The following is a 25150-nucleotide window of genomic DNA, read 5'->3' as shown; positions in this document are numbered from 1 at the left end:
CCTACACTTCCATGATTTCTTTTTCTTTGGCGACGACCAGCGCGTCGATGTCTTTGACGAAGCGTGCGGTCAGGTCGTCTAACGTCTTGAGCATCCGCTTGTTGTCGTCTTCGGTGATCTCGTGCTTCTTGAGCTGATTCTTGATGTCGTCGTGCCCGTGATGGCGGACGTTGCGCACGGCTACTTTGCCGTCTTCGGCCTTCTTCTTAACGACTTTGGCGAGATCTTTGCGCCGCTCTTCGTTGAGCGGAGGGATCGTCAAACGAATCGCGGTTCCGTCGACGTTGGGAGTCAGCCCAAGGTCGCTTTTTTCGATGCCTTTCTTGATCTCGGGCACCACGCTCTTATCGTAGGCGGTGATAACGAGCGTACGCGTGTCCGGCACCGAGATGCCGGCGACTTGCTTGAGCGGAACCGATTGTCCGTACGCCTCGACTAAAACCCGGTCCAGCAGCGCCGGGGTGGCGCGACCGGTTCGAATCGACGCAAAATCCGAGCGCGTCGCGTCGACGCACTTGCTCATCTTGGATTCGATGTCCGCGAAGTACTTGTCGGCCATTCTAACTCCTCGCCGTCGCCGCTTCCGGGCGCCCTACGTAGGTTCCGATGGGCTCACCCCAAATCGCCCGCCGGATATTTCCCGGAACCGTCATGTCGAAAACGATAATCGGCAGCGCATTGTCCATGCACAGCGCCATTGCGGTGGAATCCATGACCTCGAGCCCGCGTTGGAGCATTTCCATGTATTCGAGACGATCGAAGCGCGTCGCCGTCGGATCCTTCTTGGGATCGGCCGAGTAAACGCCGTCGACCTTCGTGGCTTTGAGAATCGCCTCGGCGTTGACCTCGACGGCGCGCAGCGCCGCGGTCGTATCGGTCGTAAAATACGGATTGCCCGTCCCCGCCGCAAAGATCACGATACGCCCCTTCTCCAAGTGGCGAATCGCGCGTCTGCGAATGTACGGCTCGGCGATCTGATGCATGGCGATGGCGGTCTGTACCCGCGACGGTACGCCCATCCGCTCCAGCGCGTCTTGGAGCGCCAGCGCGTTGATCACGGTCGCGAGCATGCCCATGTAATCGGCGGTCGCACGATCCATACCGGCCTCTTCGTGCACCTTACCCCGCCAAATGTTCCCGCCGCCGACGACCACGGCGATCGACACGCCGGCCCGGCTGACCTCGGCGATCTGCTCGGCCATCGCGCGAGTCGTCGCAACGTCGACGCCGGTATCGTTTCCGGCAAAGGCTTCGCCGGAGATCTTGAGCAGAACGCGCGAGTATCGAGGACCGTCCATGCGGTAGGCTATTCTCCTAGAGCGTATTTAGTGAAGCGACGGACGCGAATCTTTTCGCCGAGCGTGCCGATCGCGCCGTTGATCAGGTCGGCGACCGTCATCGAATCGTCTTTCACGAACGCCTGGTCGAGCAGACAGTGCTCCTCGAACCACTTGTTGAGCTTGCCTTCGACGATCTTCTCGGCAACCTCGGGCGGCTTGTTCGCGGGCACGTTCGCACGGAACTCAGCGCGCGCCTGATCGACGACCTCGCTCGGAACGCTCTCGCGATCGAGATACTTCGGCGACATCGCCGCGACGTGCATGGCGATATCGCGCGCGAGCTCGCCAAAACGCGGATTGCGCGCGACGAAGTCGGTCTCACTGTTGACCTCGACGAGCGCGCCGATCTTGCCGCCCATGTGGATGTAGCTCGCGACGGTGCCCTCGTTGGCGACGCGATCGGCCTTTTTCGCCGCTTGTGCGGCGCCGCGCTCGAGCAGCAGCGCTTTGGCCTTGACCATGTCGCCGGCTGCGTCGACGAGCGCCTTGCGGCAGTCCATCATCGGTGCGCTGGTGTCTTCGCGAAGGGCTTTGATCTCTTCGGCTTTCGGTTGATAGGACATTGCGCTTGACACGTATTCTCCTAAACTCTATGCTTCGGCCTCGGCCGTGGCGGCCGATCCATTCTGAGCGAACTCGTCGGAACCGGTTCCGTACGCGTTTTCGTCGTAAGAGCTCTCGCTCTCGGTGCGACCCTCGATGATCGCGTCGGCGATCTTGCCGACCATCAGCTTGACGGCGCGAATGGCGTCGTCGTTGCCCGGGATCGGGTAGTCGATTTCGTCGGGATCGCAGTTCGTATCGATCACGGCGATGATCGGAATCTTGAGCTTGCGCGCTTCCAATACGGCGATGCGCTCTTTCTTCGGATCGACGACGAAGATCGCGTCCGGCAAACGATGCATGTCTTTGATGCCGCCCAAGAACCGCTCGAGCTTGTTCATCTCGTCTTGGAGCTTGGCGACTTCTTTCTTCGGAAGGCGGTCGAAATCGCCCTGAGTCTTCATATTCTCGAGCTCGCGCAGACGCGCGATACGCTTCTGAATCGTGGAGAAGTTCGTCAGCGTTCCACCCAGCCAGCGCTGGTTGACGAAATACGTGCCGGCGCGTTCGGCTTCTTCGCGAACGACGTCCTGCGCTTGTTTCTTCGTGCCGACGAAAAGAATGACGCGGCCTTCGCGCGCCAGTTGTTTGACGACTTCGTACGTCTCGCGCAGCTTCGCAACGGTGAGCGCGAGATCGATGATGTAAATACCGTTGCGCTCTTGGAAGATGAACGGCTTCATCTTCGGATTCCACCGGCGCGTTTGATGGCCGAAGTGGACTCCCGCCTCCAGCAGCTCGCGCATGGTCACGACGGACATGATGAAAGAACCCTCTCTGGCCCCGGCCGCCGGCCCTCCTGGCATCGCGACCCTGGTCTGGAGCCATAACCGCCCGGCCTCGTGCCGGGCGTAGTGTACTAAGAGCCGCCTTGCGGCGGCCCGGGGCATTATAGCACACGCGGCGTGCCTGAGGGCAACTCGCTTGGCAGGGCGCAATCACCCGTCAAAAGTAGCAAGGCACCTCTAGCTTCAACGGAGGGCTCCCTTGCAGAGACTCGCGCGCTTCACCCAGCTGATCGCCGTCCTGGCCCTAACCGCGTGCGGTGGCGGCGGCCACGCTACATCTGCCCCGTCGAGTTCGCCCCCGGCCGCAACGGCCGCCCCAACCCTGGCCGCGACCTCCGCCGCATCCGCGGAGGCTACCGCGCTGCCAAGCGGGGCCACGCCCACGCCCGAACCGACGGCGACCCCCGACCCGAACCTGCTCTCCTGGAAGAACGGCGCGATCGTCCGTGCCTACCCCGTGCTGCGCCTCACGGAGAATTTCGACCCCAACGACATCGTCGAGGGCGTGAATTACGTGCAGAACGCATCGGGGCCGTTCGTTTTTGTCTACGAGTTGCCCGGGACGGCATCGATCGCGAGTTTCACGGCGCAGCTGCCAAGGGTCGAGCCAAGCTCGGCTCCCGCGACGGTCACGTTTGCCGTGTCGACCAGTGGCGCTGGAGGCGATTTCAAAGACGTCGGCACGCTGACCGCGCATCCCACCGACGACAACCCCCAGACGCTGCCAGCCAACGTCGCCGCCCGCTGGGTTCGCGTCACGGCAAACGGCCCGCGATTCGAGAGCATCGGCGCAACCGGTACGTTGCCGCCGGTGGGCGCGACCGTCTCTCCCGCCGGCATTTACGTGGAGCTGGTCCCGTCGCCATATAAGAACGGAACGCTCGACCCGACCGACACGGGAAACGACCCCTGGTATCGCCGTCTCGTCGCCATGGGCAAAGGGCTGACCGCCGTTCGCTGTTTTAACGGACACACCGGCGACGCGTATCCCGGCACATTCGACGGCCGCTATTGGACCTTCGGGAAGGGATCGGGTTCGGCACGGCTCGTCCTTAACGACGACGCGTCGATGATCGTCGGCTCGGATACCGATCAGGACCCGCGCTATTTGCTGCGCACGAGCGCACAACCGAAGTTTTGCGAGCCGCAGTCGAGCGGCAGCGGTCCCCACCACGTGCTGGTGCTCGATCGGCAGGGTCCCGCTTCGTTTTGGCCGATGGACGACAACTCGCTGCCCGGGTACAGTTACGACCGGATCGATGCGGGAATGCTCGACGATGCGGCGCTGTCGGGCCACGAGCTCGCGATTTTCAACATGGTTTGTCATCCGCTGGAGCAGATCTCCCCCGAACAGGCGGCAACTCTGGTTGCGTGGGTCGCGGCGGGCCACAAGCTACTCATCATCGATTCTGACTCGTGTACGCCGAAGACCGACTACTCGTTCTTGCCGTATGCGTTCGACACGTCGAATCCCGGCGCACAAGGCGCTTCGGGCGATCGGCTGATCATCGTCGAGAACGACGCGCTCGGAACGAGCGACAAGAGCGATACGGATCATTTCTTCGATCCGAAGACCTTCATTAACGGCGGCAGCAACCAGCTCGGCGACGCCAACATCGTGACGACGCAAGACGCGCATTGGTGCGGTCACCTGTTCGGAACCAACGTCAAGCACGACAACGGTTTCATGCAGATGTACGCACCGTACGGTCAGGGCATCATCATCTACGACGGCTTCGATCACGACGATGCGGGAACGCCCGGATACGAGCGCGTCAGGCGCCTCGAGTTCGCGATGCCGGTACCGGCGTCGATGCCTTGCACCCAGAGCGCCTCGCTCTCGTTCCTGATACAACCAAACCAAGAAGCAACGTTTACCTCCGGTACCGCTTCGACGCTGCACGCACCGATGGAGACGCTGGCGAATCTCGGTTGGGCCGGTCACATAACGATTACGACCACCGGCGACTTCCCGGCAACGGTCACGCCCAACGGGTTCGACATGAGCGGCGGCACGCAGCCGCTCGCGGTAACCGTGAACGTGCCCGCTTCCACGAAGCCCGGCGCCTATACCGTCAACGTCGTGGGTACCGGTAACGACGGAAAGACCGCGCAAGCGTCGATTACCATCACGGGAGCCGCACCGCTCAAGAAGGCGGTCCTCAAGAAGCATCAGCGTATCCGCATCTACGGCATTCACTTCGACGTCGACAGCGCGCACATTCAACCGCGCTCGGAACCGGTGATCGCACAGATCGCCGCGCTTATGAAAGACAATCCGGCGTGGAAGTTCGAGATCTCCGGTCACACCGATTCCGATGGGGGCGCAGCCTATAATCTCGGTCTATCCCAGCGGCGCGCACAAGCCGTAGTGAACGATCTCGTTTCGCGCTACCGTATCGCGCGCTCGCGCATGGTACCGAAGGGATACGGCCTCACCCGTCCGGTCGCGACGAACTCGACGGCGGCGGGCAAGGCGCTCAACCGTCGCGTCGAGCTTGAGCGGCTACAATGAAACGTGAGGCACTGCTCGTCCTCCTCGTACTCATCGTGGTCGCCGGCTTCGTTGCGTGGCGCATGCGGTTCGGGAGAGGTGCGGCAAGCAGCGCGGCGTTCACGACGCTGTTTCCCAGCGGTCCGATTGCGTGTCCCGAAGATCCCAACGATCTTGCGGGCATCGAGGGCTGGGCGCCGGGTGCCGGTAAGGCCGAAGCGATGGGTCAAACCGGCGCCGGCAACGTCAGCGGCTTTGCCGGCGCGCTCGGCGGCGCGCAGCCGACGCCGGCACCAAGCGCATCGGCCGCGTGCCAGGGACTGCGGCACGACGTTTCGGCGCGCTTCGATGCGATCGCACAGAGCGCGAAGTACGTTCCGACCGACGGCTTCGATCCCGCGGCGCGCGCCGACGAACTCGCCGACGCAAACGCCATCTTCGCGTTCGTGCGCGACCGCATTCACACCGACGCCTACCCCGGCGTCATGCGCGGGGCGGCTGGAACGCTGCAGGCGCGCGCCGGATCGAGCGCCGACAAGGCGCTCTTGATGGCGGCGCTGCTCGGCGCGAAAAGCATTCCGTACCGGTTCGTGCACGCCGACTTGAGCGACCAGGAGATCTCCACGGTGGTCGCCGCGGTAAACGCCGTGCCGCCCTCTCCGCAGCCCTACGACCTTTCGGCGGCCTTCAAAGCGCTCGGCGTCGACGTTGCGGCGGCGCGCGCCGGCGCCGCAAGCGTTCGCAAGCGCGTCGATGCGGGAACCGACGCGACGATCGAAACGTCGCGCGCGGCTACCGACGCACTGCTGGCGACGCTCAAGAGCAAGAACGTCGCACTGGCAACCGGCGACGCTGCGCTGCGTCAAGCCTGGAGCGCGTCGCTGCGCGATCATTGGTGGCTGCAGGTGCAGCAGAACGGCAACTGGATCGACGAAGATCCGACGCTTCCAAACGCAGCGCCGGGAACGCACCTGGGCGCGACGCCGGCGACCGACGCACTCGATTCGCTGCCCGATACGGTGCAAACCACGATGACGGTGCGGCTCGTCGGCATCAGCATCGCGGGCGGAGCGATGCAAACGAGTACGCTGGTCGAGAAGCAGATGAAGCTGGCCGACGTCGACGCGCAGCCGGTGGTCGTGACGATTGGGAACCGCAATAGCGGTTCGTCGGCGATTGCGACGGCGACGTCGTTTACGCCGTCGATCGGCAGCGTTGACGGCGAAGAAACCGGGGAGGCCTTCGACACCGGCGATCTCGCGACGGTCGAGCTGCAAATCGACGTTGCGCAGCCGGGGTTGCCGCTGCGCGCGTACCGGCGCACGGTTCTCGACCGGCGCACGCCCGACGGCAAAGCCGTCGATCCGTCTTGGAGTATCCCACGCACGGCGTACGCACTCACCGGCGTCTACAACATCTTGCCGCTTACGGGCGACCTCGATGAAGGTTTTGCCGGACTTCGAGAAATTGACGGGTTGAAGGCGGTGCGCGGTTTCATGGCTTATGCCGCCGCGGGCGGCAACGGCAAGCAAATGCCGCCGCCATCGTCGCAAACCTATCCGATGCAGGCGCTGCATTATTTCGAGGCCGATCAACTCATGCGCCGCCGGCTGGAATCGACCGGCGCGCGCTTCTTCTTCGACCGGCCGCAGATCGCGCTCGAGCACCACGGTTTCGATCTGCGCGACGGACGGCTGTCGAGCGTACAAGCATTTGACGTTGTCGATAACTCGATGGCGGCAACCGGCGCGCAGCCGGCGGCCGCGATTCGCGTAAACTTCACGCGCGGGTACGCCGACGAATACGCCGAGCAACACCTCTGGTCGTCGCCCAACGACGGCGGAACGATCGCGGTGATGGCGCAGGCGCAAAAAGACGGCGTTGCGCTGCAAGTCCTCAACGGTCCGCAGTACGGCGGCATGGCGCTGGCGCCGGCAAAAGCCGTCGACCTCGGCGCAACGCCGCGCATCGGCTGGTGGCAGATCGATACCGCGTACGGAAACCTTATCGGACGGATGGGTCCCGACGGCGCCGGACAAGAGCTCGCCGAGTATGCGATCGCGCGCGCCAACGATTGGTCGACGCTCTACGCGATGATCCAGTTCTACGGCGACTTCTTCCGCTGCATTGCCGGCGCGGTCGAGGCGCCGCTCTCCGGACTCCAAGGAGCCGCAGCGCAGACGTGGTTCGAGCAATGCGCCGGAGCCGCGATCTGCAGTTACTTAGAGGCTTTGAGCAGCAGCGAGGCGCTTTCGCGCCTCGAGATCAGCGACCTCGACACGCTGTTGTACAATATCTTGGATTTGAGCGTCCCGGGTTCTAAGGACTCCTGGCCCCCATCGGGAGGCGCCGCGTGCAGCGGGTTGTTCAAGAGTCCGTTATACTGAAGGAAGGCCATGCCGGGCGCCCGTAAGGCGCGGTCTATGCGTTGGCTCGTCACCGGCGGACTCGGTTTCATCGGCTCGAACTTCGTGCGCCTCGTACTGCGCGAACGGCCGGACGTGCGCGTCGTCAACCTCGACGCGATGACCTATGCCGGCAATCCCGCCAATCTCGCCGACGTCGCCGGCGATGCTCGCTATCGATTCGTCAAAGGCGACATCTGCGACGCGCAGGCCGTGCGTGAAGCGATCGGCGACGGCGTCGACGCGATCGTCAACTTCGCAGCCGAAACGCACGTCGACCGCTCCATCCTCGATCCCGAAGCCTTCCTGCGCACCGATATTCTGGGAACGCACGTGCTGCTCGAAGCGGTGCGGGAACGATCGATCCCGCGTTATCTCCAAGTCTCGACCGACGAAGTGTACGGCCACGTCGCCGAAGGCGAATCGACCGAGAATGACGGGCTTCGGCCCCGCAGCCCGTACTCCGCGAGTAAGGCCGGCGGCGATCTGCAAGTGCTCGCCTATCGCGAAACCTTCGGCACGCCGGTACTGATCACGCGCGGCAGCAATACGTACGGACCGTATCAGTATCCCGAGAAACTGATTCCGCTGTTCGTCACCAACCTCATCGACGATCAATCCGTACCGGTCTACGGCGACGGTCTCCAAATCCGCGATTGGATTTACGTCGAGGACCACGCGCGCGGCATTCTGCACGCATTGGAAAACGGGGAGCCCGGACACGTCTACAACGTCGGCGGCGGCAACCCGCGCACGAACATGGAGATCACGCGGCTGCTGGTGGAAGACTGCGGCCGTTCGATAGAGACGCACGTCAAACACGTGCTGGATCGCCCAGGTCACGACCGGCGCTACGCCCTGAACTGTTCGAAGTTGCGCAACGTGGGATGGTCGCCGCGCGTCGCGTTCGAAGAGGGCATCCGAGAAACGGTCGCATGGTACCGGGCCAACGAATCGTGGTGGCGTCCACTCAAATCCGGCGAGTTCTTGGAGTATTACAAACGGCAATATGCACATCGTTGATGCCCGACGCGGTCCCGATGGCAAGACGGCTGACGCAAACGCGTTTGTTTGGGGCGCCCTAGGGGAATCGTTGCAAGCCAATACGTTTATGCGCCCCATGGTTTGGGGGCCCCACGCGCAGCGTGGGGGGCGCGGAGGCGGAGCCGGAGTGCCTTCAAAGTGAAAGGCGTTATTCTGGCCGGCGGGCTAGGCTCGCGATTGAGGCCGCTCACCAAGGTCACCAACAAGCATCTGCTGCCGATTTACGACAAGCCGATGATTTATTATCCCATCGAGACGCTGTGCAAAGCGGGAATCCGGGATATCATGATCGTCACCGGCGGCACCTCGGCCGGCGATTTCTTGCGGCTGCTCGGAAACGGCGCCGAGTTCGGCTTGAAGGACATTTTCTATACGTACCAAGAGGGCGAGGGCGGCATCGCCGACGCCCTGCGGTTGTGCGAACACTTCGCCGAAGGCAGCCGCATCGTCGTGATCCTCGGCGATAACATCGTCCACGACGACATCTCGCCGTTCGTGCGCAAGTTCGAGCGGCAGGATTCGGGGGCGCGGATCCTTCTCAAAGAAGTCACGGATCCGCAGCGATTCGGCGTTCCCGAGCTCGACGGCGACCGCATCGTTCGCATCGAAGAGAAACCGGCGCAGCCCAAGAGCAACTTCGCCGTCACCGGCATCTACATGTACGACCGGCGCGTCTTCGACTTCATCCGCCATCTCAAGCCGTCAGGCCGCGGCGAGCTCGAGATTACCGACGTAAACAACCACTACATCCGCGAAGGCGATCTCTTTTACGACGTCCTCGACGGCTGGTGGACCGACGCCGGTACTTTCGAGAGTCTCGCGTACGCAAACGAACTGATCGCGCGCGACCGCTCTACTTCTTGAGCTCGTCTACCTTGATGCGGGTCGTTTCTTCGATGTACTCGATGAAGTTCGCCGCGGACTCCGGCACGCTGTGCCTCGTCGTGTCGATGAGCAGATCCGGATTCTCCGGAACTTCGTAGGGCGACGAGATACCGGTAAACTTCGCGATCTCGCCCGCGCGAGCACGCTTGTAGTGCCCCTTGACGTCGCGCCGTTCGGCCGTCTGCAGGTCGCACGCAACGTAGACTTCGTGAAAGCTCGTCGGATACGCCGCGCGAGCGCGCGAACGGTCGGCCGAAAACGGTGAGATCAACGCCGAGATGACGATGAATCCCGCGTCGGCCAGCAGTCCGGCGACTGCAGCCGCGCGGCGCACGTTCTCGGTGCGGTCTTCCTCGGAGAACCCGAGATCGACGTTTAGGCTCGTGCGTAAGGTGTCGCCGTCGAGCACGTAGACGTGACGGCCGCGATCGAAGAGCATGCGCTGCACGGTCATCGCCAAGGTCGACTTACCGGAGCTGGGCAGGCCCGTCAGCCAGAAGACTCCGCCGGAATGACCGTTGCGAATGATGCGCTCGGCCGCGACGACCGAGGACATCTGAGCAACTACGTCGGTCGCGCCTTCGGAACGCGGCCGCCCGATGATCGCGCGCACGCGTCCGCCGGCAACCACATTCGTCTCGTGCAGCAGTACGAAGCGCCCGATACTCGTATCTTCGAGTTCCTGGTCGCCGGCGATTAGCTCGCGCGACAGCAATGTGATGACACCGACGTCGCTCTTGCCGATCGACTCAGCCGACTTGCCTTCCAACGTGTCGGGATCGATGATCTCGTCGATGCGCTGCAAGGTCACCGGCACTTCGCGCGTGCCGATGCGCAGCCGCAGCGGCTCGCCGACCGGAGCCGGCTCGCCGCCGAGCCAGACGACGGTAGCCTGCATGGCATGACCCAAGCCCGGCGCATCGCCCGGATAACTCGCGACGGCACCGCGATCGACGAAGACGCGCTCGTCGAGCATGATCGCCACCGACTTGCCCGCTTTGGCTTCGTCGACCTTATCGGGCCAGTCGTGAATCTCGGTAACGACCGCATCGGTCTGCAACGGCCAGAAGACGATGCGTTCGCCGACGCGCATGGTTCCCGACTCGACGCGCCCGGCGATCATACGGTTGGGTCCGCGGCGGAAGACGTCTTGAACGACGAAGCGCAGCGGTCCGCCCGCGTGCGGCACGTAGGGACGCAGCTGGTGCAGCGAGTCCAGCAGCGTCTGGCCTTTCCACCACGACCACTTCTTGCTGGCCAGGGCGACGTTCTCACCGTCGCGTGCGGCGACCGGAACGATGTCGACCGCTTTGATGTCGAGCTGTTCCAAGAACGCGCGTACTTCGGCTTTGCGCCGGGCGAACGCGGTCTCGGCGTCGGTTGCGAGATCGAGCTTATTGATCGCAACGAGGAGCTCTTTGAAGCCGAACCACTGTAAGAACAGCGCTTGACGGCGCGTCTGCAGCGTGATGCCTTCGTCGGCGGCCACGACCATGATCGCCGCATCGACTTCCGAGGCGCCGGTGAGCAGGTTGCGGATCAGCTCGCGATGGCCGGGTGCGTCGACGAACACGTAATCGCGTTCGGGCATCCGCAGCCAGATGCGCGAGATGTCGAGCGTGATGGCCTGATCGCGCTCCAGTTGGAAGGCGTCGAGCAGAAACGAGTACTCGATGGGAACGCCGCGCTTCGTGCTCGAGCTTTCCAACTCGGCCAGCTTCGCCGGCGTCACTTGGCCGAGATCGACCAGCATACGGCCCAGGATCGTCGACTTACCAGCGTCGACGTCGCCGACCATGACGATGCGAACTTGTCTCACATGTACCCCGTGGTGCGCAGTCTTTCGAACGCGTCTTCGCTCTCGGTATCCATCGTGCGTCCGGCACGCTCCGGCTCGCGCGTCTGCTCGAGCTCGGCGATAACCTGATCGAGCGTTTCGGCCGTGCTCGCAATCGGCACGGTAATGTTGCTCTCGCCCAGCGACCGGTAGCGCATACCGTCCTTAGCCAGATACAAAGGCACGTACGGAATGTTCTCGCGCTGCGTGTAACGCCAGATGTCGAGTTCGGTCCAGTGCAGCAGCGGGTGGATGCGTACGTGCGCGCCGTCGGGCACTTCGTAGGGGAAGTAATCCCACAACTCGGGCGGCTGCGATCGCGGATCCCACGAGCCGTCGGCGTTGCGCGGGCTAAAAACGCGCTCTTTCGCGCGAATGGCTTGCTCGTCGCGCCGGATACCCAAAATGATGCCGCGATAGTTCTCGCGTGCGATCAGGGCGCGCAGCCCCGCGGTTTTGCGGGCGGCGTGGCGAGCGGCCGGGGGCAGCGTCTGATCGACGGTGCTTTCGGGCGGGCAAGCCTCGTTGTGGACCGGGAGATTCCAATCGCGCACCAGCTGATCGCGGAAGGCGTAGACCTCCGGAAACTCCATGCCCGTATCGAGCAGCACGACCGGAAAGGGCACGTCGCCGAGGAAAGCCTTGCGCACCATCCAGAGCAGCGACGTGGAGTCTTTGCCGATCGACCAGAGCATGCAAATAGGCGAAACGCACGAGAACGCCTCGCGCAGAATGAATATCGTACGCGACTCGAGCGCGTCGAGATCGGAATCGGTAGCCGTGGGCATCCCGCCTATTATCGGCTCGGCCGGGTCCGTTTCCTACCCCGTGGAGCGTAAAAAGGGCGTTCGCGGAGGCCGATGACCGTAGAGATGGTACACGCGAGGCAAGCTGAGGCGATCCCCGTCATGAGGCCGCAGCTGCCCGACGTTGCGCAGCTAAGCCCATACCTCGAGCGCATCGACGCCGCCCGCTATTACTCCAATCACGGGCCGCTCTTACGGGAACTCGAACGCAGACTCGCTACTCACTTCGGCGTGCAGCCCGAGCAACTGTCATTGGTCGCCAACGGGACAGTTGCACTCAGTGCTGCCTTGCTGGCAGTCGGCGCCCCGATCGGATCTCGCTGCCTCGTGCCGTCTTGGACGTTCGTAGCTTCGGCCGCCGCGATCTGGGCGGCGAATCTCACGCCGTACTTCGTCGATGTCTCACCGTCGACGTGGATGCTCGATCCGCTCGAGATCGAACGGCGCGGCGATCTAGAAGGCGTGGGCGCGGTCATGGCCGTTTCGGCGTTCGGCGCTCCCGTCGACACGCAAGCCTGGGATGCGTTTACGGCTCGCACCGGCATCCCGGTCATCATCGACTGCGCAGCTTCCTTCGACACCGTAACGTCCGTAGCGCAAGCGCGGCCGGGCAAATCGCCGATCATGATCAGTCTTCACGCGACGAAAGTCTTCGGCACCGGCGAAGGCGGGGTCGTGATCTCGCTCGACGACCGGACGATGAGTCGCTTTCACCGCATTTGCAACTTCGGCGTATGGGATTCGCCGGAAGGGCAGATTCTCGGCTACAACGGCAAACTCAGTGAGTATCATGCGGCAGTCGGGCTCGCCGCGCTCGATGGCTGGCAAACTCGCCGTGCGGCGCTCGCCGCCCTCACCGAACGCTATGCAGCGGCGCTTGCGCAGCGCTCCGGCATCGCTACGGTGCCGGGGTATGCCGGCGGATGGGTGTCGTGTTATTGCAACGTCGCCGTCGACGACGCGCCCGGCACCATCGAGCGCCTGGAACGGCTCGGCATCGCAACGCGGCGCTGGTGGCAGAGCGGCGTTCATCACCAGCGCGCCTACCGGCCATTCGGGCGCGACGAACTGCCGGTCACCGATTCGCTCGGCTCGCGCGTCTTCGGCCTACCGTTCTTTCACGACATGAGCGACCTGCAATTCGAACGCGTGCTGAGCTCGTTTGACGAAGCCCGCGGCGGCCTCCGCGCAGCGATGTTGTGACCAGCGTCGCGGTCATTCAGCCGTACTTCGTCCCATATGCCGGTTACTTTCGCCTCTTCACCGCCGCAGACGCGGTCGTTCTGTTCGATTGCGTGCAGTTTCCGCGTCGAGGCTGGGTTCATCGCAACCGTTTTGCGACCAGCACCGGAGAACCGGCATGGCTAACGCTGCCGCTCCAAAAGGCCGAGCGCGAAGTCGCGATCGCCGATCTTCGGTTTACGCCGGACGCGCCGGCGCGTTTGGAAGCCCAGGTTTGCCGCTTCCCTACGTTGGAGAGCGCCCGCAAACAGCAGCATCCCCTGCTTGCGCGACTCCTGGGCGTGGGCGAGTCGGGCGACGTTACGGAGTACCTCGTGGATCTTATCCGCGACGTCGTCGCGATTTTGGGCATCGAGCGCCCGATGCTGCGATCGAGTCGTATGAGCCTTCCCAACGACCTGCGCGGTCAAGATCGCGTCATCGCCGCCGTCAAAGCCGCAGGCGGAAACCGGTACGTCAATCCTTCGGGCGGTCGCGAACTCTACGACCATGCGTCGTTTGCCGAATCAGGCGTCGAGCTGGGATTCCTTTCGCCGTACGGTGGAAGCTATGCGAGCGTTCTTACTCGTCTGATCGAAGAACCGCCCGATCAACTCGGCGCGGAAATCCGGCGCGAAACGGTGGTTACGCCGTGAAGGTAAGCGCTTGGGTGACACGGTATCGACGGTGAACGATGAGTGATGGCATCGCGCCCGCGGATCGATTATCCGGGATCGTCGCCGGCGTCTTGCGGATCGAGCGCAGCGACATTACCGACGGTCTCGATATGGAAGAGACCGGCACGTGGGACTCCTTAAGCCACATGGAGCTCATCGCCGCGATTGAAGACGAGTTTGGCGTGGAGCTTACGGCTGACGAAATTGTGGCTATGCGAAGCGTCGGCACGATCAAGAGCGTTCTGCGCGACAAGTCCATCGCATTGTAACCATGGACATCGCAGGGAAGAACGTCGTCGTCGCAGGCGCTGCCGGCAACCTCGGATCCGCCGTCGCGGCCGACCTTCAACAGCGGGGCGCTAACGTCGTCCTTCTGGATCTTCGCACGCCGGAGGGCGACGATCCGCAGTGGGTTTGTGCCGATGCCACGGACGAAACGTCCGTCATCGCGGCGGTAGACAAAATCGTCGAGCAGCACGGCAGCGTCGAAGCGCTGGTCAACTGCACCGGCGTGATCCATAGCGAACCGCTCGTCAACCTCGCTAATCCCAGGCAGCGCCGGCACGGGATCGAAAGCTGGAATACCGTCATTCGGGGCAATCTCACGGCAGCGTTCGTTTTGGGCGCGGTATTTGCCGAACGAATGGCCGCTTCGCGAACCAAAGGCGTCATCGTGCACTTTTCCTCGGTCGCCGCTGCCGGCAATCCGGGACAAACCGCGTATTCCGCCGCCAAAGCCGGCATCGAGGCGCTTACCGTAGTATGGGCACGGGAACTGGGACCGCTCGGCATTCGCGTCGTCTCGATCGCGCCCGGTTTCGCCGACACGCCTACGACGCACGCCGCCGTTGCGGAGGCAACTTTGAACGACGTCAAGCGCAGAACGCCGCTGCGGCGTCTGGCCGCGCCGCGCGAAGTCGCGGCTGCGGTCGTCTTCGCTCTTGAAAACGACTTCCTGACGGGCCGGACACTCCACATCGACGGCGGATTGACCGTTTGAAAGGAAGCTTCTCGTGACCAACGTTGTGATCTTCGGCGCCGGGAAAGTAGCCGACGTCGTGTTCCATCACCTACGCAGATCCGACGAGTACGACGTAGCGGCCTTCGCGTGCGATGCCGGCTTTCTCCCGAAGGAGGGTCATTTCTTCGACCGCCCGATCGTCGCGTTTGACGACGTCGAACGGCATTTTCCGCCTGACCAGTTTTCGATGATCGTGGCCGTCGGTTATCACGATCTCAACGCCTTACGGCAAAAGAAATACGCAGAAGCAAAAGCCAAGGGCTATCGGTTGATTTCCTACGTCAGTCCTAAGGCCAGCACCGGCGATTGGCTCGACATCGGTGACAACTGCGTCATCCTCGACGGCGCGATCATCGAACCCGGGACGCACATCGGGAGCAACGTGGTCGTATGGAGCGGCGCTTTGATCGGTCACCACAGCGTGATCGAAGATCATGCCTGGATCGCGGGGCACGCGACCTTCGGCGGCAGCGCCCGGCTCGGAGCGGGATCGTTCGTCGGCTTGGGTGCGGTCGTGGGTCACGAGGTCGAGATCGGCGAGCGCAGCTTCCTGGGCGCCGGCGTACTCGTCACGAAGTGCGCTCCTGCGAAAAGCGTCTTCGTGGGCGCCAATACCCAGCTCTTCCGCCTCGACAGCGAACGGTTCCTCAAAATTTCAAAGCTGCGTTAAACGCGCATTACCCCGAGAAGTACTCTTCCCGGTATCGCTCAAATCCCTCAATATGCCGCAGTGCGGTCATGTGCGTTTGCATCGTCTCGACGAGCGCTCGCGGCATTTCGTAGATGACCCGGTCGTCGCGCCAGACCTCATTGGCTCGTTTGACGGCCGACTCGTCGTTCAAGACGGCGTTGTGCAGAAACTCCCACGTCTCTTGTTTGAAGCGGACGGTCCGGTTCGACCAGGAAGGTTGCGGCGGGGCGATGCGGTCGATCTCACCCCATAACGCACGAAGCCGCTCCGAGGCGCCGTCGGAAAGCCCAACGTTACGCGGTTCGTTGTCGAGCAAGACCTGCGCGCCGGCCATTTCGTTGACGCGAGCGAAGAACGTCGCAGTATCGTCACGCAGCATCTCGACTGGGAGAATGCGCACGCGCTCCTTACCGAAAAGTTCGGCGTACAGCTGCACGAGATAGTCGACGTCGGCCCACTGAACTACTACGCCTCCGAACCGGTCGAAGAATATCTCCGCGCTTTCGGCGACACCCATGACAACGAGATTTCGGTAGAGGCTGTGAAGCCATCGTTGCGGACTCCTGACGATCAGCAGCACCGTAACGTCGAACGGCGACAGCGCTTCAACGCTCATGGCGCGAAGAAGTTCCGCCACGCGACGCTGCAGCGCCTTAAGTGTATCCCCCGTATAAATGGGATGCGAGACAAGGCGCAGCGGCTGCGGGAAATGCCCCGTCAAGCATTCATTGGTGGCAATGAGCGGACGGTCCGTAGGTATCGTGACGGGAAGCGGCGGGGAGTCGGGGAACGCGACGACGGTTCCCCCGAGCTCCGCGAACGCTCGGTTGATCAGCAGATCGAAGGGTCTCCAGACCAGTGCAGATGCAACGCCGCGCTGCTGCGCCTTGAGAGCCTGGTCGCCCAGAAACGTCGACGCGCATTTGGCTAAGCCGACGTGCAATAGTGCGGCGGGCTTCATGCCGTCTCCGATCGGCGAGCAACCACGACGAATCCGCTCACGAGAATTCCGTACCAATCGTCGCGAAACGACGCAATGGACAATTCCTCGAAACAATCCGTAAAGGCCGCGGCGACCTCTTGCCGGTCCGCAAACGCGCGAAAAATAGAGCCGTTGCGCAGGCCATAGGGATCCGAGCGTATCCTCCAATGGCCGTCCGGTAAGGCGTCCGCCCCCGCCAGAATGAAATTCTCGCGATCCGGCACGGACGCGATAATCCAGCCCCCCGGTTTAAGAACGCGCGCCGCTTCGGCGACGTTCTGTGAAAACGTATCGCCGGAGTCAACATAGTAGATCGAGTGGCAAGCCACGACGTAGTCGAAGAATCCGTCCTCGAAGGGAACGTGGGCGTTGCTTCCCGGTCGCAATTCGCATTGGATGCCCAACGGCCTCATGCGTTCGCTCACGAGCGAACATAATTCGCGGTCCGGCTCGGCGCCGTAAATGCGGACTTCCAGATTCGCAAAGAGCGGAAAGTTTCTCCCGTCTCCAAAGCCAAGGTCCAGCAACCGGGCGTTCTTGTATTTCCTCTCGAGCTTCAGGCCCGGATAGGTCCCGAGCATCGTACGCACGACGAACTCGGTGGGGTAGAGATGGGCCCCCACCCGCTGACTGTGAAACGTCGTATACGCGTTTTCCGGCACGATTATTCGTTACGCAGCGCGACGCGGTCCACTTTGCCGTTTGAATTCTTCGGTAGAGCCTCGCGAATCTCAAAACGCTGCGGGATCATATACGGGGGCAACAGATCCTGCAGCTCAGACCGGAGCCGGTCCTCCGCGAGCGGCTTCTCGGCAGCAACGTATGCAACAAGAATCTTCTGCTCGCGCCGCCCGGCCTTTTGGACGACGGCCGACTGCGTCACCCCGGTGATGCGGTTGAGCGCCGACTCGATCTCCTCGAGTTCGATGCGATATCCCATGTGCTTGATTTGGTTGTCTTTTCGTCCCACGAAATCGAGCGAACGGCCGTCGGTGGAAAGGCGCACTAGATCTCCGGTGCGATACATCTTCTCGTACCAGCGGTTATTGAGGGGACTGCGCACGAAGGCACTAGCGGTTCGCTCCGGATCGTTTACGTACCCGAGACCGACTTGGGGACCCAATAGGCAGAGCTCGCCGATTTCGCCGGGCGAAACCCCGCGCTCTTCGTCCAGCACGAGCATCGAAAAATTCTCCGTTACGGGTCCAAGGGTCACCAATCCGTCCGGATTCGCCAAGTCTTCCGGTCGAACGTCCCATGCCGAACAGATACAGGTGCATTCGGTCGGACCGTAGACGTTTATCAGCTTTGCGCGCTGCCCGTACGTTTTAAAAAGCTTGGCGAGCTCCGGTTTCGGATAGCCCTCGCCGCCAAAGACGAACGAGCGGATAGCCGGCAGCCGGTTCGGGCTCAATAGCTTCACCGTGCTCAAGTAGATTAATAGCGACGGCACCGAAAACCAGATCGTACAGCCGGCTTCCTCGACTTGGCTCAAGGCATCAGCGGGGTTGGCGAGAGTCTCGCGTGTAACCGGTGCGATCGACGCACCGTTGAGCATAGCACCATAAAAATCGAACACCGAGTTATCGAAATACATCGGGTTGACGTTGGTCAGGACGTCGTCGGGGCCGATGCCGAATCGCGATCCACACCACGCGCCGAAGTTCAGGACGTTGGCATGCGTCATACAGGCGCCCTTGGGAACGCCCGTCGACCCGGACGTATACATGATATACGCGGGATCTGCCCCGGTGACGTCACCGCAATCGTCCGGCTCGGCCGTCCCAGCACTCGAAAGTTCGCTCGGAACCCCCTCGCCCGACCATTCCAGCACGCTGATGCCGGCATGCGTGACCGCTTGGTGCATCGGCGCAGAGAGCGCCTCGGCGCAAACTACCTTGGGTCGTGCGGTCGAGAAGATGCGTTCGAGCCGGGCCGGAGGGTTCTGGTCGTCGAGATTGACGTAGGCCGCACCGATCTTCAACGCAGCCAGCATCGCTGCGTAAGACGACGGCGTTTTGGTATGGACGATCCCAACCACGTCGTGCCGATTCACACCGCGGCGACGAAATACTCCGGCAATCCTATTGGCAAGAGTGTTGAGATCGCCGTACGAGACACTCGAGCCGCCGGCCATCTTTAGAGCCGGGCGCGCCGGGGCCTTCGCGACCTGTTCTGCGAAGGCCGAGCCGGCGTTATACCGGTACGTCGTCATCGCCGATATCTCGACGTGCCGCCTCACGTACCACCGCGTCGAGCCACGCGTGCATGCTCAGGCCGCGCTTAGCGCGAGCGCGCGCCGCGAGTTCCTTCGCCTCAGGAGTGACCCCCTCGAGGTTTCCATACATTCGCGTGCGGTGCGTTCCGCCGCGTGCGCCCGGAATGTCGAAATCGAAGTTCGCAGTCGGTTCCCCAACCCCGACGGTAAAGCTGATCAGATAGAATACGCCGCCGAGAATGTACTCGATGACCACGTCGCGAGCGGACACGGGCATATCGTCTAGCGGTAGCGGCGCCTCGTAGTGCTTACTCGAGTTCATGAGGATTCGGCCAAACTCCGTACCGCGCAGCCACGGCGGAACGCTTTCGTCGCCCACGACGACGCGGCCACCAGGACGAACGACGCGCGCCATCTCCGACAGTCCGCGCCGAACGTCCGAAAACATGTTCAGACCGCCAAAGTGGAAGACCGCATCGAAGTAGCCGTCGGGAAACGGTAAGTAAACGCCGTTGCTGAGCAGGAATGAAAGCCCTACGGACTCACTTGCAAGCCGCTCCACGGCTTTGAGCAGAATCCCGCGCGATATGTCGTGCACGTACACGTGCCCCTCGCCGCCGAGCTTGCCGGCGATGAATGCACTGGTACGTCCCGTTCCCGCACCGACTTCCAGCACTCGCTGGCCCGGGCGCAGCCGCAGACGATCCACCATGAGTTCGCGCGTTTCGGTTTCGTCGCTCGCGAACGTCATAAACGTTAGCGGGAGATATTCGTCGTATACGTCCGCGACGGTGTCGTAGATGTCGCGCGCGAACGCGTCTTCGCCGGCCAGCGTAGCCGGGTATCTCAGGTCCGGTATGCCGCCGGAGATCGCATAACTCGCTCCGCCGGGCGAGCGAAGCTGTCCCGAAACGACTTCGTCTCCCTTGCGTTCGGAAATCTCGAGAGCGAGCGATTCACCAGTGGCCGGGCAGCGGTAAACCGCGGCGTCAGTCACGCGCATGCCTTAAGTCGTCCCTCCGTCACATCGGCCAACAAATCCACCACCCGAGAAAGGAGCTCCTGCGCCGCCGACTCAAATGACGACGCGATGGCAACGCTCGTCTTTCCCGCCCTCAACCGATTGGCGGTCGAGTACCGCGACGCGGCCGCTCGGCGAGGCGAAACGATCGTCGCTGCGGCATCGGTCCACGATCCGCAGATGGAGCGCACCTTCGGTCACCTTTTCATCCTTCCATACGTCTACGACACCGCCTTTGGCGAAGCGCTTACGGGCCTCGTGAAGTCCCGCGGCATTCGACGCATCTACGCTCCGGTCGCCAGCGTTCACGCTTTTCTGCAATCGTACATCGCAAGCCAAGCGCTGCCAGTCGAGTTGGTCGGTGAGTCGCCAATCGCGGCCGTCGTCACGGCGTATCGCGACGTTCTCGAGAGAGCTTCACGAGCGCGGCGCTTTGCCGCCGCGTGCGCCGGCGAGTCGGCGCTCATCGCCGGCGAGCTCGAGATCGCAGCAATACTCAAGCACGCTGCCGACATTTACGGTGAGTCAAACGAAGAGAAGCTGGCGGCCATGATCGCCCTCTTCGCCGAAGCGCCCAAGGGCGACGTCGTAGAAATCGGATCGCTAATGGGGCGCTCCGCGTTTGTACTTCAGTTCTTAGCACAGCGCTACGGCATAGGGCCGGTGCTCTCCGTGGACCCGCTTTCGCCTAGCGCGTCGTTCCAGCACGAGATCCCCGGTGACGTCCAGAGAACGATGGACGATCAATGGGATTACGACTTACTGCGTAAGGCTTTCGTGATCAACATGCTGCCGACGGCTCGTGGACAGTTCAACTACCTGCGAATGACCTCCGAAGAGGGATTCAAGGTGTATAGCGCACGGCGCGAGATTCGAACGGACGAGTTCGCAGAGGTGCGGTACGCCGGCAAGATCGCCGTTATCCATATCGATGGAAATCACGACTACCGTTTTGTGAAGCAGGATTGTGACCTATGGGTGCCTGCGATCGTGCCTAATGGCTGGTTGATTCTCGACGACTACGTCTGGGCGCACGGCGATGGCCCTTATCGCGCCGGCAATGCCCTGTTGGAACGCCGCACCGACGTACGCCGCGCGTTTCTCTGCGGGAAAGCGCTCTTCGTTCAGTTCAGCTGAGCTCCGCATACCCGAAACCGTCGCGGCCGAAATAGTTCCCGCTGTAAAGCATCAGAACTCGCCCATCCAACGCAAACGCGAAGGGGTAACACACCATTTCGGAGTCCCAGCCTTCGTCCGACGGCGACAATTCGCCCAGATCGTCGTTTCTGTGCCATTGCGTGAGGTCATCCGACCAGGCGTATCCGATGCGATACCCTCGCTGCGCGTTGCGAAAGTCGATACCGTAGCGATAGCAAAACCACATATGGTAGCGTTCGCCGATGCGAATCACCGATGGACTGGTCTGGCATTCAAACTCGGCTTTGGTCTCCAAACACGGGACGCCGTCCCGATTCCACGCGATTCCGTCCAGCGAAGTGGCGTGTACGACGACGTACACGGACTCAACGGATGTCCCTCGCGCGATCCACGCAGTTCCCGTGCTGTACCACATATGGAACAAATCGCCGACCCGCAGCACCGATGGGCTGTTCTGGATAAAAGGTTCGTTCTGATTGCGCGTAACCACGGGACCGCTTCCGATTCGCTCGAACGTCATGCCGTCGTCGCGGCTGATCGCCAGTCCGATCGCGTGATCGTACGGCACGCCTTCGCAGCGGCTCCATCCCACATAGTACATCCACACGTCGTTGCCGACGCGAAGAACGCTACTCGACATCACGCCGAATTGATCGAACGTTCCGAGTTCGCCAAGCTCGAGCACGGGACGCGAGCCCAGGCCAATGACCGAGCCGGGATCGTTTCTGCGAACGTCCACGTACGCCGCACGAGCGCTGACCTTTCCATCGGCATCCTTCTTGGAGCGGGTGTTGAAGTACACACGCAACCGGTCCTCGAGTGGGAGAACTGCCGGATTTTGGGCGTGGCTCTCCATCCAGTCGAACTCACCGCTCGGTGCAAAGATACGCCCCTTCTTCTTCCACCGGAACGTCGTCATTGAGCCGGCAGCCAATCCTGCGCTAGGAGCTCGTAGTGATTCATGTCGTGCCACACGTCGTTCTTCTTGAAGAACTGCCTTTCGGTGCCGACGAACGTAAAGCCAAGTTTCTGCGGAATGCGACCGCTCGCCGGATTCGCGCCGGTATGCGAAATGCGCAAGCGGTTCAAACCTAGCCGTTCAAAAGCGCATGCAACGACGGCTGCGGTTGCCTCCGTCGCGATCCCTTTGCCCTGACTCTCCGGATCTACCCAGTACGCAACTTCGGCGCGCTCGAGCGTCCACGAGCGATGCTTGCGCTGCACGTCGATCAGCGAGACCAATCCTCGCACACGTTCCCCTTCGAAAATCGTCCAGTGGTAGCCCATTGCGCGGGACTGCGCCGAGACGAGTGCTTCGACGACTTCAAGGGTTTCCGATTCGCTCGCGTGTGCTTCCCATGCCAGGAATGTCGTGACGCGCGGATCGCTCATCAGCGGGAAGAGCAACGGGACGTGCGCCACTGCCGCCGGTACGAGGCTCAGGCGTGCCGTACGAAGCGTTAGCGCATCTGCCATCCGCACATATAATCGGCGAGCGAGGGGACAGTGCCTCTTCGGTGCGAACGTCCGCCCGATGAAATCGTCAGTCGCGGCGTACGGACCGATCGCGTCACGCTTTGGCGACGCGCTGCACTGCGACGAGCCCCTGATCGTCTTCGATCATACCGGCGCCGCCGAGGCGCTTCGAGACTGCACGCGGCGACGCTTCCAAAACCGCAGATTCTTCGTACGCGCGCTGTTGCAGCGCGAGCACTCGATGCGCAGCGACGCCGTTTTGCCGGCCATTATCTCTACGCTTGCCGGCAAAGACGAACGGCGCGAGGCGCTCGAACAAGCCTTTGCCGGCGTCTTGAACGTCAATGGACAGCGCTTAGCGGATCTAGCCGCTTACGATGCAGCCTCGCTGCGCCTCATGCAGGCGGCGGTTCGGCTGTCGGACGGCTTATTCGTGTGCAGCCAAATCGAACGCCGCCGCGTCTGCGACCTTCTCTCGGTGGACCCCGCCGCAGTGATCGCACCCGTAAAGCCCGGTGCGCGACGCTCCCCGTCCCCCGTCCAACGGTCGGGCCTCGTCGTTTGGGCACCCCATCTTCCAGGCAGCGTCGCGTTCGGCTTCGTGCTCGCGCTGGCGGAGATGCAGGAGCCGCTATGGGTCGTCAGCGCCGACGCACCGCCCAGCAACGATCTCGCGCGCTGGCTGACCGCTGCCGATGCCGATGCGATTTTGCACGGCGCCAAAGTAATCGTCGACGCGAACGCCTACGGATGCGATGACGCGCTGTCCCTCGCGTCCTACGGCGCGTCGCTCGTCGCAGACGCCGAGAGCGGCGTTCAAGAAGTTCTCGACGGCGTCCGCGTTTTCGATCGCCGGCGCATGGCCTCCATTTTCGAGGCCGCCGTGGCCGCAATCGGTATGGCGTCTTCCCGTCCACGCCCCGGTGCGCCGGTCACGGAACCGTTGGCGCCAAGAGAGCTGCTGCGCAGCGGGCCCAAGGTTTCCGTGATGATACCGACTTTAGACCGGCCGGCCATGCTTCGCGATGCGCTCGAAAGCGTCGCGCGCCAAAGCTATACGAACGTCGAGACGATCGTCGTGGTGGACGGCGGCCCGCGCCTCGACGCATTGGCATCGCAGTTTCCCGACGTCACCTTCATGCATATGGCTGAGAACAATCCCGTCGAGTCGTCAAACGCCGCGTTCGCGGCGACCTCCGGCCAATACGTCACGCTATTGAGTGACGACGACCTCTTCTTTCCCGACCACGTCGCGGAGCTCGTAACCGCACTGGAACGCTCCGGCGGGTCGGTCGCACACGGTGACGTCCTAACGGCATTTCTTCGAAGCAACAACGATGATTGGCTGCTATACGGCCTCGAAAGCAACATGAGCCGCAGCGCCGAGGCTAGCGCGCTGCTGGTGAGCAACCAAGTTGGTGCCGTCGGCGTCATGTTCCGGCGCGAGGCGGTCTTTGGCGATCCGCCGTTCGACGCGTCGATTCCATTTTGTCGCGACTACGCACTTTGGCTCCGGCTTGCGGCGGACAACGATCTCGTTCACGTCGAGCGTATCACGTCATGCTACACGATTCGCAACCGCGGTGCTCAGCAGCAATCCGTGATGTGGTCCGGCGGAACGCTCGAGGGCTACCGCGCTCTCTATGCGCGATATCCCGTTGAGGGACGGCCGCTGCTGCAGCGACGGCGCGAGGGAATACTGCAATCGATCGCGCGAGGGAACATGGGATTAGCCGGCGAGCCGGCCGCCCACGTTTCGGACGCGCCGTGGCCGCCTTGGCGAGACTCTTAAGCGCAGGCCGTTAAGGGTTTCTCGAGCAGGGTCAGACAGTCCGTATTCGGCGCGTCCCAGTCGAACGTTACCGACTCCAAGATGCGAAGGCCGGCGCGTCGCGCAGCGTGCAGAAAAAGCTGCTGGCTCATGAAGTTGCGCCCGCCGGGAGCCCTACGGTGATCCAAACCGGGAAAGCAGTCCACAATGGAATGATGGTAGAGCGCACGGCCCCCTGGCTCCAACACTCGAGCGCTGTCGTTCACGTACGAGAGCACCACGTCGAATTCGAAATGCACCATTGCGTCGTAGCAGTAAATGGCGCTCAAAAATCCGTCGGGAAGCGGTCGGAACGTCGCACCGTCGTTCTGCATGACGGCAACGTTACCGGCATCTTTGAATCGCTCGCGACAAAACGCCACGTTTTCGGCTACGACGTCGATCAAAACCAGACCGGGTATCTGGTGATGGATCTGCGCCGCGTGGCGCCCGTGACCGCAGGCGAGTTCTGCGGTCATACGTAGATTGAGCGCGTCGAACATGCGGCGAAACGGTCGCTGAGGATTCCCAGTCGCCCAAAATGCTCTCAGCCAGTCGGCCTGTTCCGCGCGATCGTAGTAGGGGTCTTGGTGCCAGTAACGCGCTACTTCCTCGACGGAACGCTCTAGGGAGGAGTCCAGTGCCGCACTCTCCGGATTCACTATTGGTTTAT

Annotated in this window: 24 protein-coding genes; 11 read left to right on the top strand and 13 right to left on the bottom strand. The window is 62.4% G+C overall.

From position 1 onward, the window contains the following. Position 1: 1 nt before the first annotated feature. From frr to rpsB, 4 genes are read right to left on the bottom strand one after another with little or no spacing between them, the layout of a single operon-like run. Positions 2-559 carry a ribosome recycling factor gene (frr, locus tag VGG89_02700; protein ID HEY1975439.1) on the bottom strand — a complete coding sequence of 186 codons (558 nt, stop codon included), beginning with the start codon at positions 557-559 and terminating at the stop codon, positions 2-4. A gap of 1 nt (position 560) precedes the next feature. Beyond that, entirely contained in the window at positions 561-1298 is a 738-nt protein-coding gene (pyrH, locus tag VGG89_02695) for a UMP kinase (GenBank protein HEY1975438.1), read from the bottom strand. Between the two features lie 8 nt (positions 1299-1306). Next, complete coding sequence (tsf, locus tag VGG89_02690) at positions 1307-1903, bottom strand: translation elongation factor Ts (GenBank protein ID HEY1975437.1); 597 nt, start codon at positions 1901-1903, stop codon at positions 1307-1309. Positions 1904-1930: 27 nt separating this feature from the next. After that, positions 1931-2704: a 30S ribosomal protein S2 gene (gene rpsB, locus VGG89_02685; GenBank protein HEY1975436.1), complete on the bottom strand. Its 774-nt coding sequence runs from the start codon at positions 2702-2704 to the stop codon at positions 1931-1933. A 226-nt stretch (positions 2705-2930) separates the two neighbouring features. Between rpsB and VGG89_02680 the strand changes: the two genes are divergently transcribed. The 4 genes from VGG89_02680 (at position 2931) to VGG89_02665 (ending at position 9538) form a co-directional block, all read left to right on the top strand. Beyond that, positions 2931-5246: an OmpA family protein gene (locus VGG89_02680; GenBank protein ID HEY1975435.1), complete on the top strand. Its 2316-nt coding sequence runs from the start codon at positions 2931-2933 to the stop codon at positions 5244-5246. Further along, the gene (locus tag VGG89_02675; GenBank protein ID HEY1975434.1) at positions 5243-7612 is read left to right on the top strand and encodes a hypothetical protein; all 2370 of its coding nucleotides are present in this window, start codon (positions 5243-5245) and stop codon (positions 7610-7612) included. The genes VGG89_02680 and VGG89_02675 overlap by 4 nt, the downstream gene beginning before the upstream one ends. 36 nt (positions 7613-7648) lie before the next feature. Beyond that, positions 7649-8653, top strand: a complete 1005-nt coding sequence (rfbB, locus tag VGG89_02670) for a dTDP-glucose 4,6-dehydratase (GenBank protein HEY1975433.1) — start codon at positions 7649-7651, stop codon at positions 8651-8653. Between the two features lie 159 nt (positions 8654-8812). Beyond that, the gene (locus tag VGG89_02665; protein ID HEY1975432.1) at positions 8813-9538 is read left to right on the top strand and encodes a sugar phosphate nucleotidyltransferase; all 726 of its coding nucleotides are present in this window, start codon (positions 8813-8815) and stop codon (positions 9536-9538) included. Here the strand turns inward: VGG89_02665 and cysC are convergent. Together cysC and cysD are read right to left on the bottom strand one after the other, a co-directional pair. Then, a complete protein-coding gene (cysC, locus tag VGG89_02660; protein ID HEY1975431.1) occupies positions 9528-11378 on the bottom strand; it encodes an adenylyl-sulfate kinase in 1851 nt (616 codons plus the stop codon). The genes VGG89_02665 and cysC overlap by 11 nt on opposite strands. Further along, a complete protein-coding gene (gene cysD, locus VGG89_02655; GenBank protein ID HEY1975430.1) occupies positions 11375-12184 on the bottom strand; it encodes a sulfate adenylyltransferase subunit CysD in 810 nt (269 codons plus the stop codon). The genes cysC and cysD overlap by 4 nt, the downstream gene beginning before the upstream one ends. A 120-nt stretch (positions 12185-12304) precedes the next feature. Here cysD and VGG89_02650 point away from each other — a divergent pair, with 120 nt between their 5' ends. Genes VGG89_02650 through VGG89_02630 form a run of 5 tightly spaced genes read left to right on the top strand, consistent with a single transcriptional unit; the run spans position 12305 to position 15791 of the window. Beyond that, positions 12305-13405, top strand: coding sequence for a DegT/DnrJ/EryC1/StrS family aminotransferase (locus VGG89_02650; protein ID HEY1975429.1), 1101 nt, complete (start codon positions 12305-12307; stop codon positions 13403-13405). Next, positions 13402-14079, top strand: a complete 678-nt coding sequence (locus VGG89_02645) for a WbqC family protein (protein HEY1975428.1) — start codon at positions 13402-13404, stop codon at positions 14077-14079. The genes VGG89_02650 and VGG89_02645 overlap by 4 nt, the downstream gene beginning before the upstream one ends. A 38-nt stretch (positions 14080-14117) precedes the next feature. Further along, positions 14118-14369 (top strand): acyl carrier protein, encoded by a 252-nt coding sequence (locus VGG89_02640; GenBank protein HEY1975427.1) that lies wholly within the window; start codon positions 14118-14120, stop codon positions 14367-14369. A 2-nt stretch (positions 14370-14371) separates the two neighbouring features. Beyond that, positions 14372-15100: an SDR family oxidoreductase gene (locus tag VGG89_02635; protein HEY1975426.1), complete on the top strand. Its 729-nt coding sequence runs from the start codon at positions 14372-14374 to the stop codon at positions 15098-15100. Positions 15101-15113: 13 nt separating this feature from the next. Beyond that, entirely contained in the window at positions 15114-15791 is a 678-nt protein-coding gene (locus VGG89_02630) for an acetyltransferase (GenBank protein HEY1975425.1), read from the top strand. A 7-nt stretch (positions 15792-15798) separates the two neighbouring features. Here the strand turns inward: VGG89_02630 and VGG89_02625 are convergent, their stop codons facing one another. The 4 genes from VGG89_02625 to VGG89_02610 are packed head-to-tail and all read right to left on the bottom strand — an operon-like array spanning position 15799 to position 20009. Then, entirely contained in the window at positions 15799-16773 is a 975-nt protein-coding gene (locus VGG89_02625) for a hypothetical protein (protein ID HEY1975424.1), read from the bottom strand. Continuing rightward, complete coding sequence (locus VGG89_02620; protein ID HEY1975423.1) at positions 16770-17456, bottom strand: class I SAM-dependent methyltransferase; 687 nt, start codon at positions 17454-17456, stop codon at positions 16770-16772. The genes VGG89_02625 and VGG89_02620 overlap by 4 nt, the downstream gene beginning before the upstream one ends. Before the next feature lie 2 nt (positions 17457-17458). Then, positions 17459-19009, bottom strand: coding sequence for an amino acid adenylation domain-containing protein (locus VGG89_02615; GenBank protein HEY1975422.1), 1551 nt, complete (start codon positions 19007-19009; stop codon positions 17459-17461). Beyond that, complete coding sequence (locus VGG89_02610; GenBank protein ID HEY1975421.1) at positions 18990-20009, bottom strand: methyltransferase domain-containing protein; 1020 nt, start codon at positions 20007-20009, stop codon at positions 18990-18992. The genes VGG89_02615 and VGG89_02610 overlap by 20 nt, the downstream gene beginning before the upstream one ends. Before the next feature lie 93 nt (positions 20010-20102). Between VGG89_02610 and VGG89_02605 the strand changes: the two genes are divergently transcribed. Next, complete coding sequence (locus tag VGG89_02605) at positions 20103-21170, top strand: class I SAM-dependent methyltransferase (protein ID HEY1975420.1); 1068 nt, start codon at positions 20103-20105, stop codon at positions 21168-21170. On the opposite strand, the gene VGG89_02600 is transcribed toward VGG89_02605, so the two are convergent. Next, a complete protein-coding gene (locus VGG89_02600; protein HEY1975419.1) occupies positions 21163-22110 on the bottom strand; it encodes a hypothetical protein in 948 nt (315 codons plus the stop codon). The two genes, VGG89_02605 and VGG89_02600, sit on opposite strands and share 8 nt — an antisense overlap. Next, entirely contained in the window at positions 22107-22667 is a 561-nt protein-coding gene (locus VGG89_02595) for a GNAT family protein (GenBank protein HEY1975418.1), read from the bottom strand. The genes VGG89_02600 and VGG89_02595 overlap by 4 nt, the downstream gene beginning before the upstream one ends. Before the next feature lie 58 nt (positions 22668-22725). On the opposite strand from VGG89_02595, the gene VGG89_02590 reads away from it, so the two are divergent. Further along, positions 22726-24459 carry a glycosyltransferase family 2 protein gene (locus tag VGG89_02590; GenBank protein HEY1975417.1) on the top strand — a complete coding sequence of 578 codons (1734 nt, stop codon included), beginning with the start codon at positions 22726-22728 and terminating at the stop codon, positions 24457-24459. Here the strand turns inward: VGG89_02590 and VGG89_02585 are convergent. Further along, on the bottom strand, positions 24456-25139 hold the full coding sequence (locus tag VGG89_02585; protein ID HEY1975416.1) for a class I SAM-dependent methyltransferase: 684 nt from the start codon (positions 25137-25139) through the stop codon (positions 24456-24458). The two genes, VGG89_02590 and VGG89_02585, sit on opposite strands and share 4 nt — an antisense overlap. Positions 25140-25150: the final 11 nt, after the last annotated feature.

The organism is Candidatus Baltobacteraceae bacterium (assembly GCA_036488875.1).
Classification (GTDB): Bacteria; Vulcanimicrobiota; Vulcanimicrobiia; order Vulcanimicrobiales; family Vulcanimicrobiaceae; genus JAFAHZ01.
The sequence above is the reverse complement of the archived record's forward strand: the minus strand, read 5'-3'. Positions and strand labels throughout refer to the sequence as shown.

What these genes read in the sequence shown, in the direction of transcription:
- VGG89_02635 (HEY1975426.1), top strand. Translation starts at nt 14,372, where the DNA reads ATGGACATCGCAGGGAAGAACGTCGTCGTCGCAGGCGCTGCCGGCAAC.
- VGG89_02675 (HEY1975434.1), top strand. Translation starts at nt 5,243, where the DNA reads ATGAAACGTGAGGCACTGCTCGTCCTCCTCGTACTCATCGTGGTCGCC.
- pyrH (HEY1975438.1), bottom strand. Translation starts at nt 1,298, where the DNA reads ATGGACGGTCCTCGATACTCGCGCGTTCTGCTCAAGATCTCCGGCGAA.
- frr (HEY1975439.1), bottom strand. Translation starts at nt 559, where the DNA reads ATGGCCGACAAGTACTTCGCGGACATCGAATCCAAGATGAGCAAGTGC.
- VGG89_02600 (HEY1975419.1), bottom strand. Translation starts at nt 22,110, where the DNA reads ATGACGACGTTCCGGTGGAAGAAGAAGGGGCGTATCTTTGCACCGAGC.
- tsf (HEY1975437.1), bottom strand. Translation starts at nt 1,903, where the DNA reads ATGTCCTATCAACCGAAAGCCGAAGAGATCAAAGCCCTTCGCGAAGAC.
- rpsB (HEY1975436.1), bottom strand. Translation starts at nt 2,704, where the DNA reads ATGTCCGTCGTGACCATGCGCGAGCTGCTGGAGGCGGGAGTCCACTTC.
- cysD (HEY1975430.1), bottom strand. Translation starts at nt 12,184, where the DNA reads ATGCCCACGGCTACCGATTCCGATCTCGACGCGCTCGAGTCGCGTACG.
- VGG89_02590 (HEY1975417.1), top strand. Translation starts at nt 22,726, where the DNA reads ATGAAATCGTCAGTCGCGGCGTACGGACCGATCGCGTCACGCTTTGGC.
- VGG89_02605 (HEY1975420.1), top strand. Translation starts at nt 20,103, where the DNA reads ATGGCAACGCTCGTCTTTCCCGCCCTCAACCGATTGGCGGTCGAGTAC.
- VGG89_02625 (HEY1975424.1), bottom strand. Translation starts at nt 16,773, where the DNA reads ATGAAGCCCGCCGCACTATTGCACGTCGGCTTAGCCAAATGCGCGTCG.
- VGG89_02595 (HEY1975418.1), bottom strand. Translation starts at nt 22,667, where the DNA reads ATGGCAGATGCGCTAACGCTTCGTACGGCACGCCTGAGCCTCGTACCG.
- VGG89_02615 (HEY1975422.1), bottom strand. Translation starts at nt 19,009, where the DNA reads ATGACGACGTACCGGTATAACGCCGGCTCGGCCTTCGCAGAACAGGTC.
- VGG89_02640 (HEY1975427.1), top strand. Translation starts at nt 14,118, where the DNA reads ATGAGTGATGGCATCGCGCCCGCGGATCGATTATCCGGGATCGTCGCC.
- VGG89_02650 (HEY1975429.1), top strand. Translation starts at nt 12,305, where the DNA reads ATGAGGCCGCAGCTGCCCGACGTTGCGCAGCTAAGCCCATACCTCGAG.
- rfbB (HEY1975433.1), top strand. Translation starts at nt 7,649, where the DNA reads ATGCGTTGGCTCGTCACCGGCGGACTCGGTTTCATCGGCTCGAACTTC.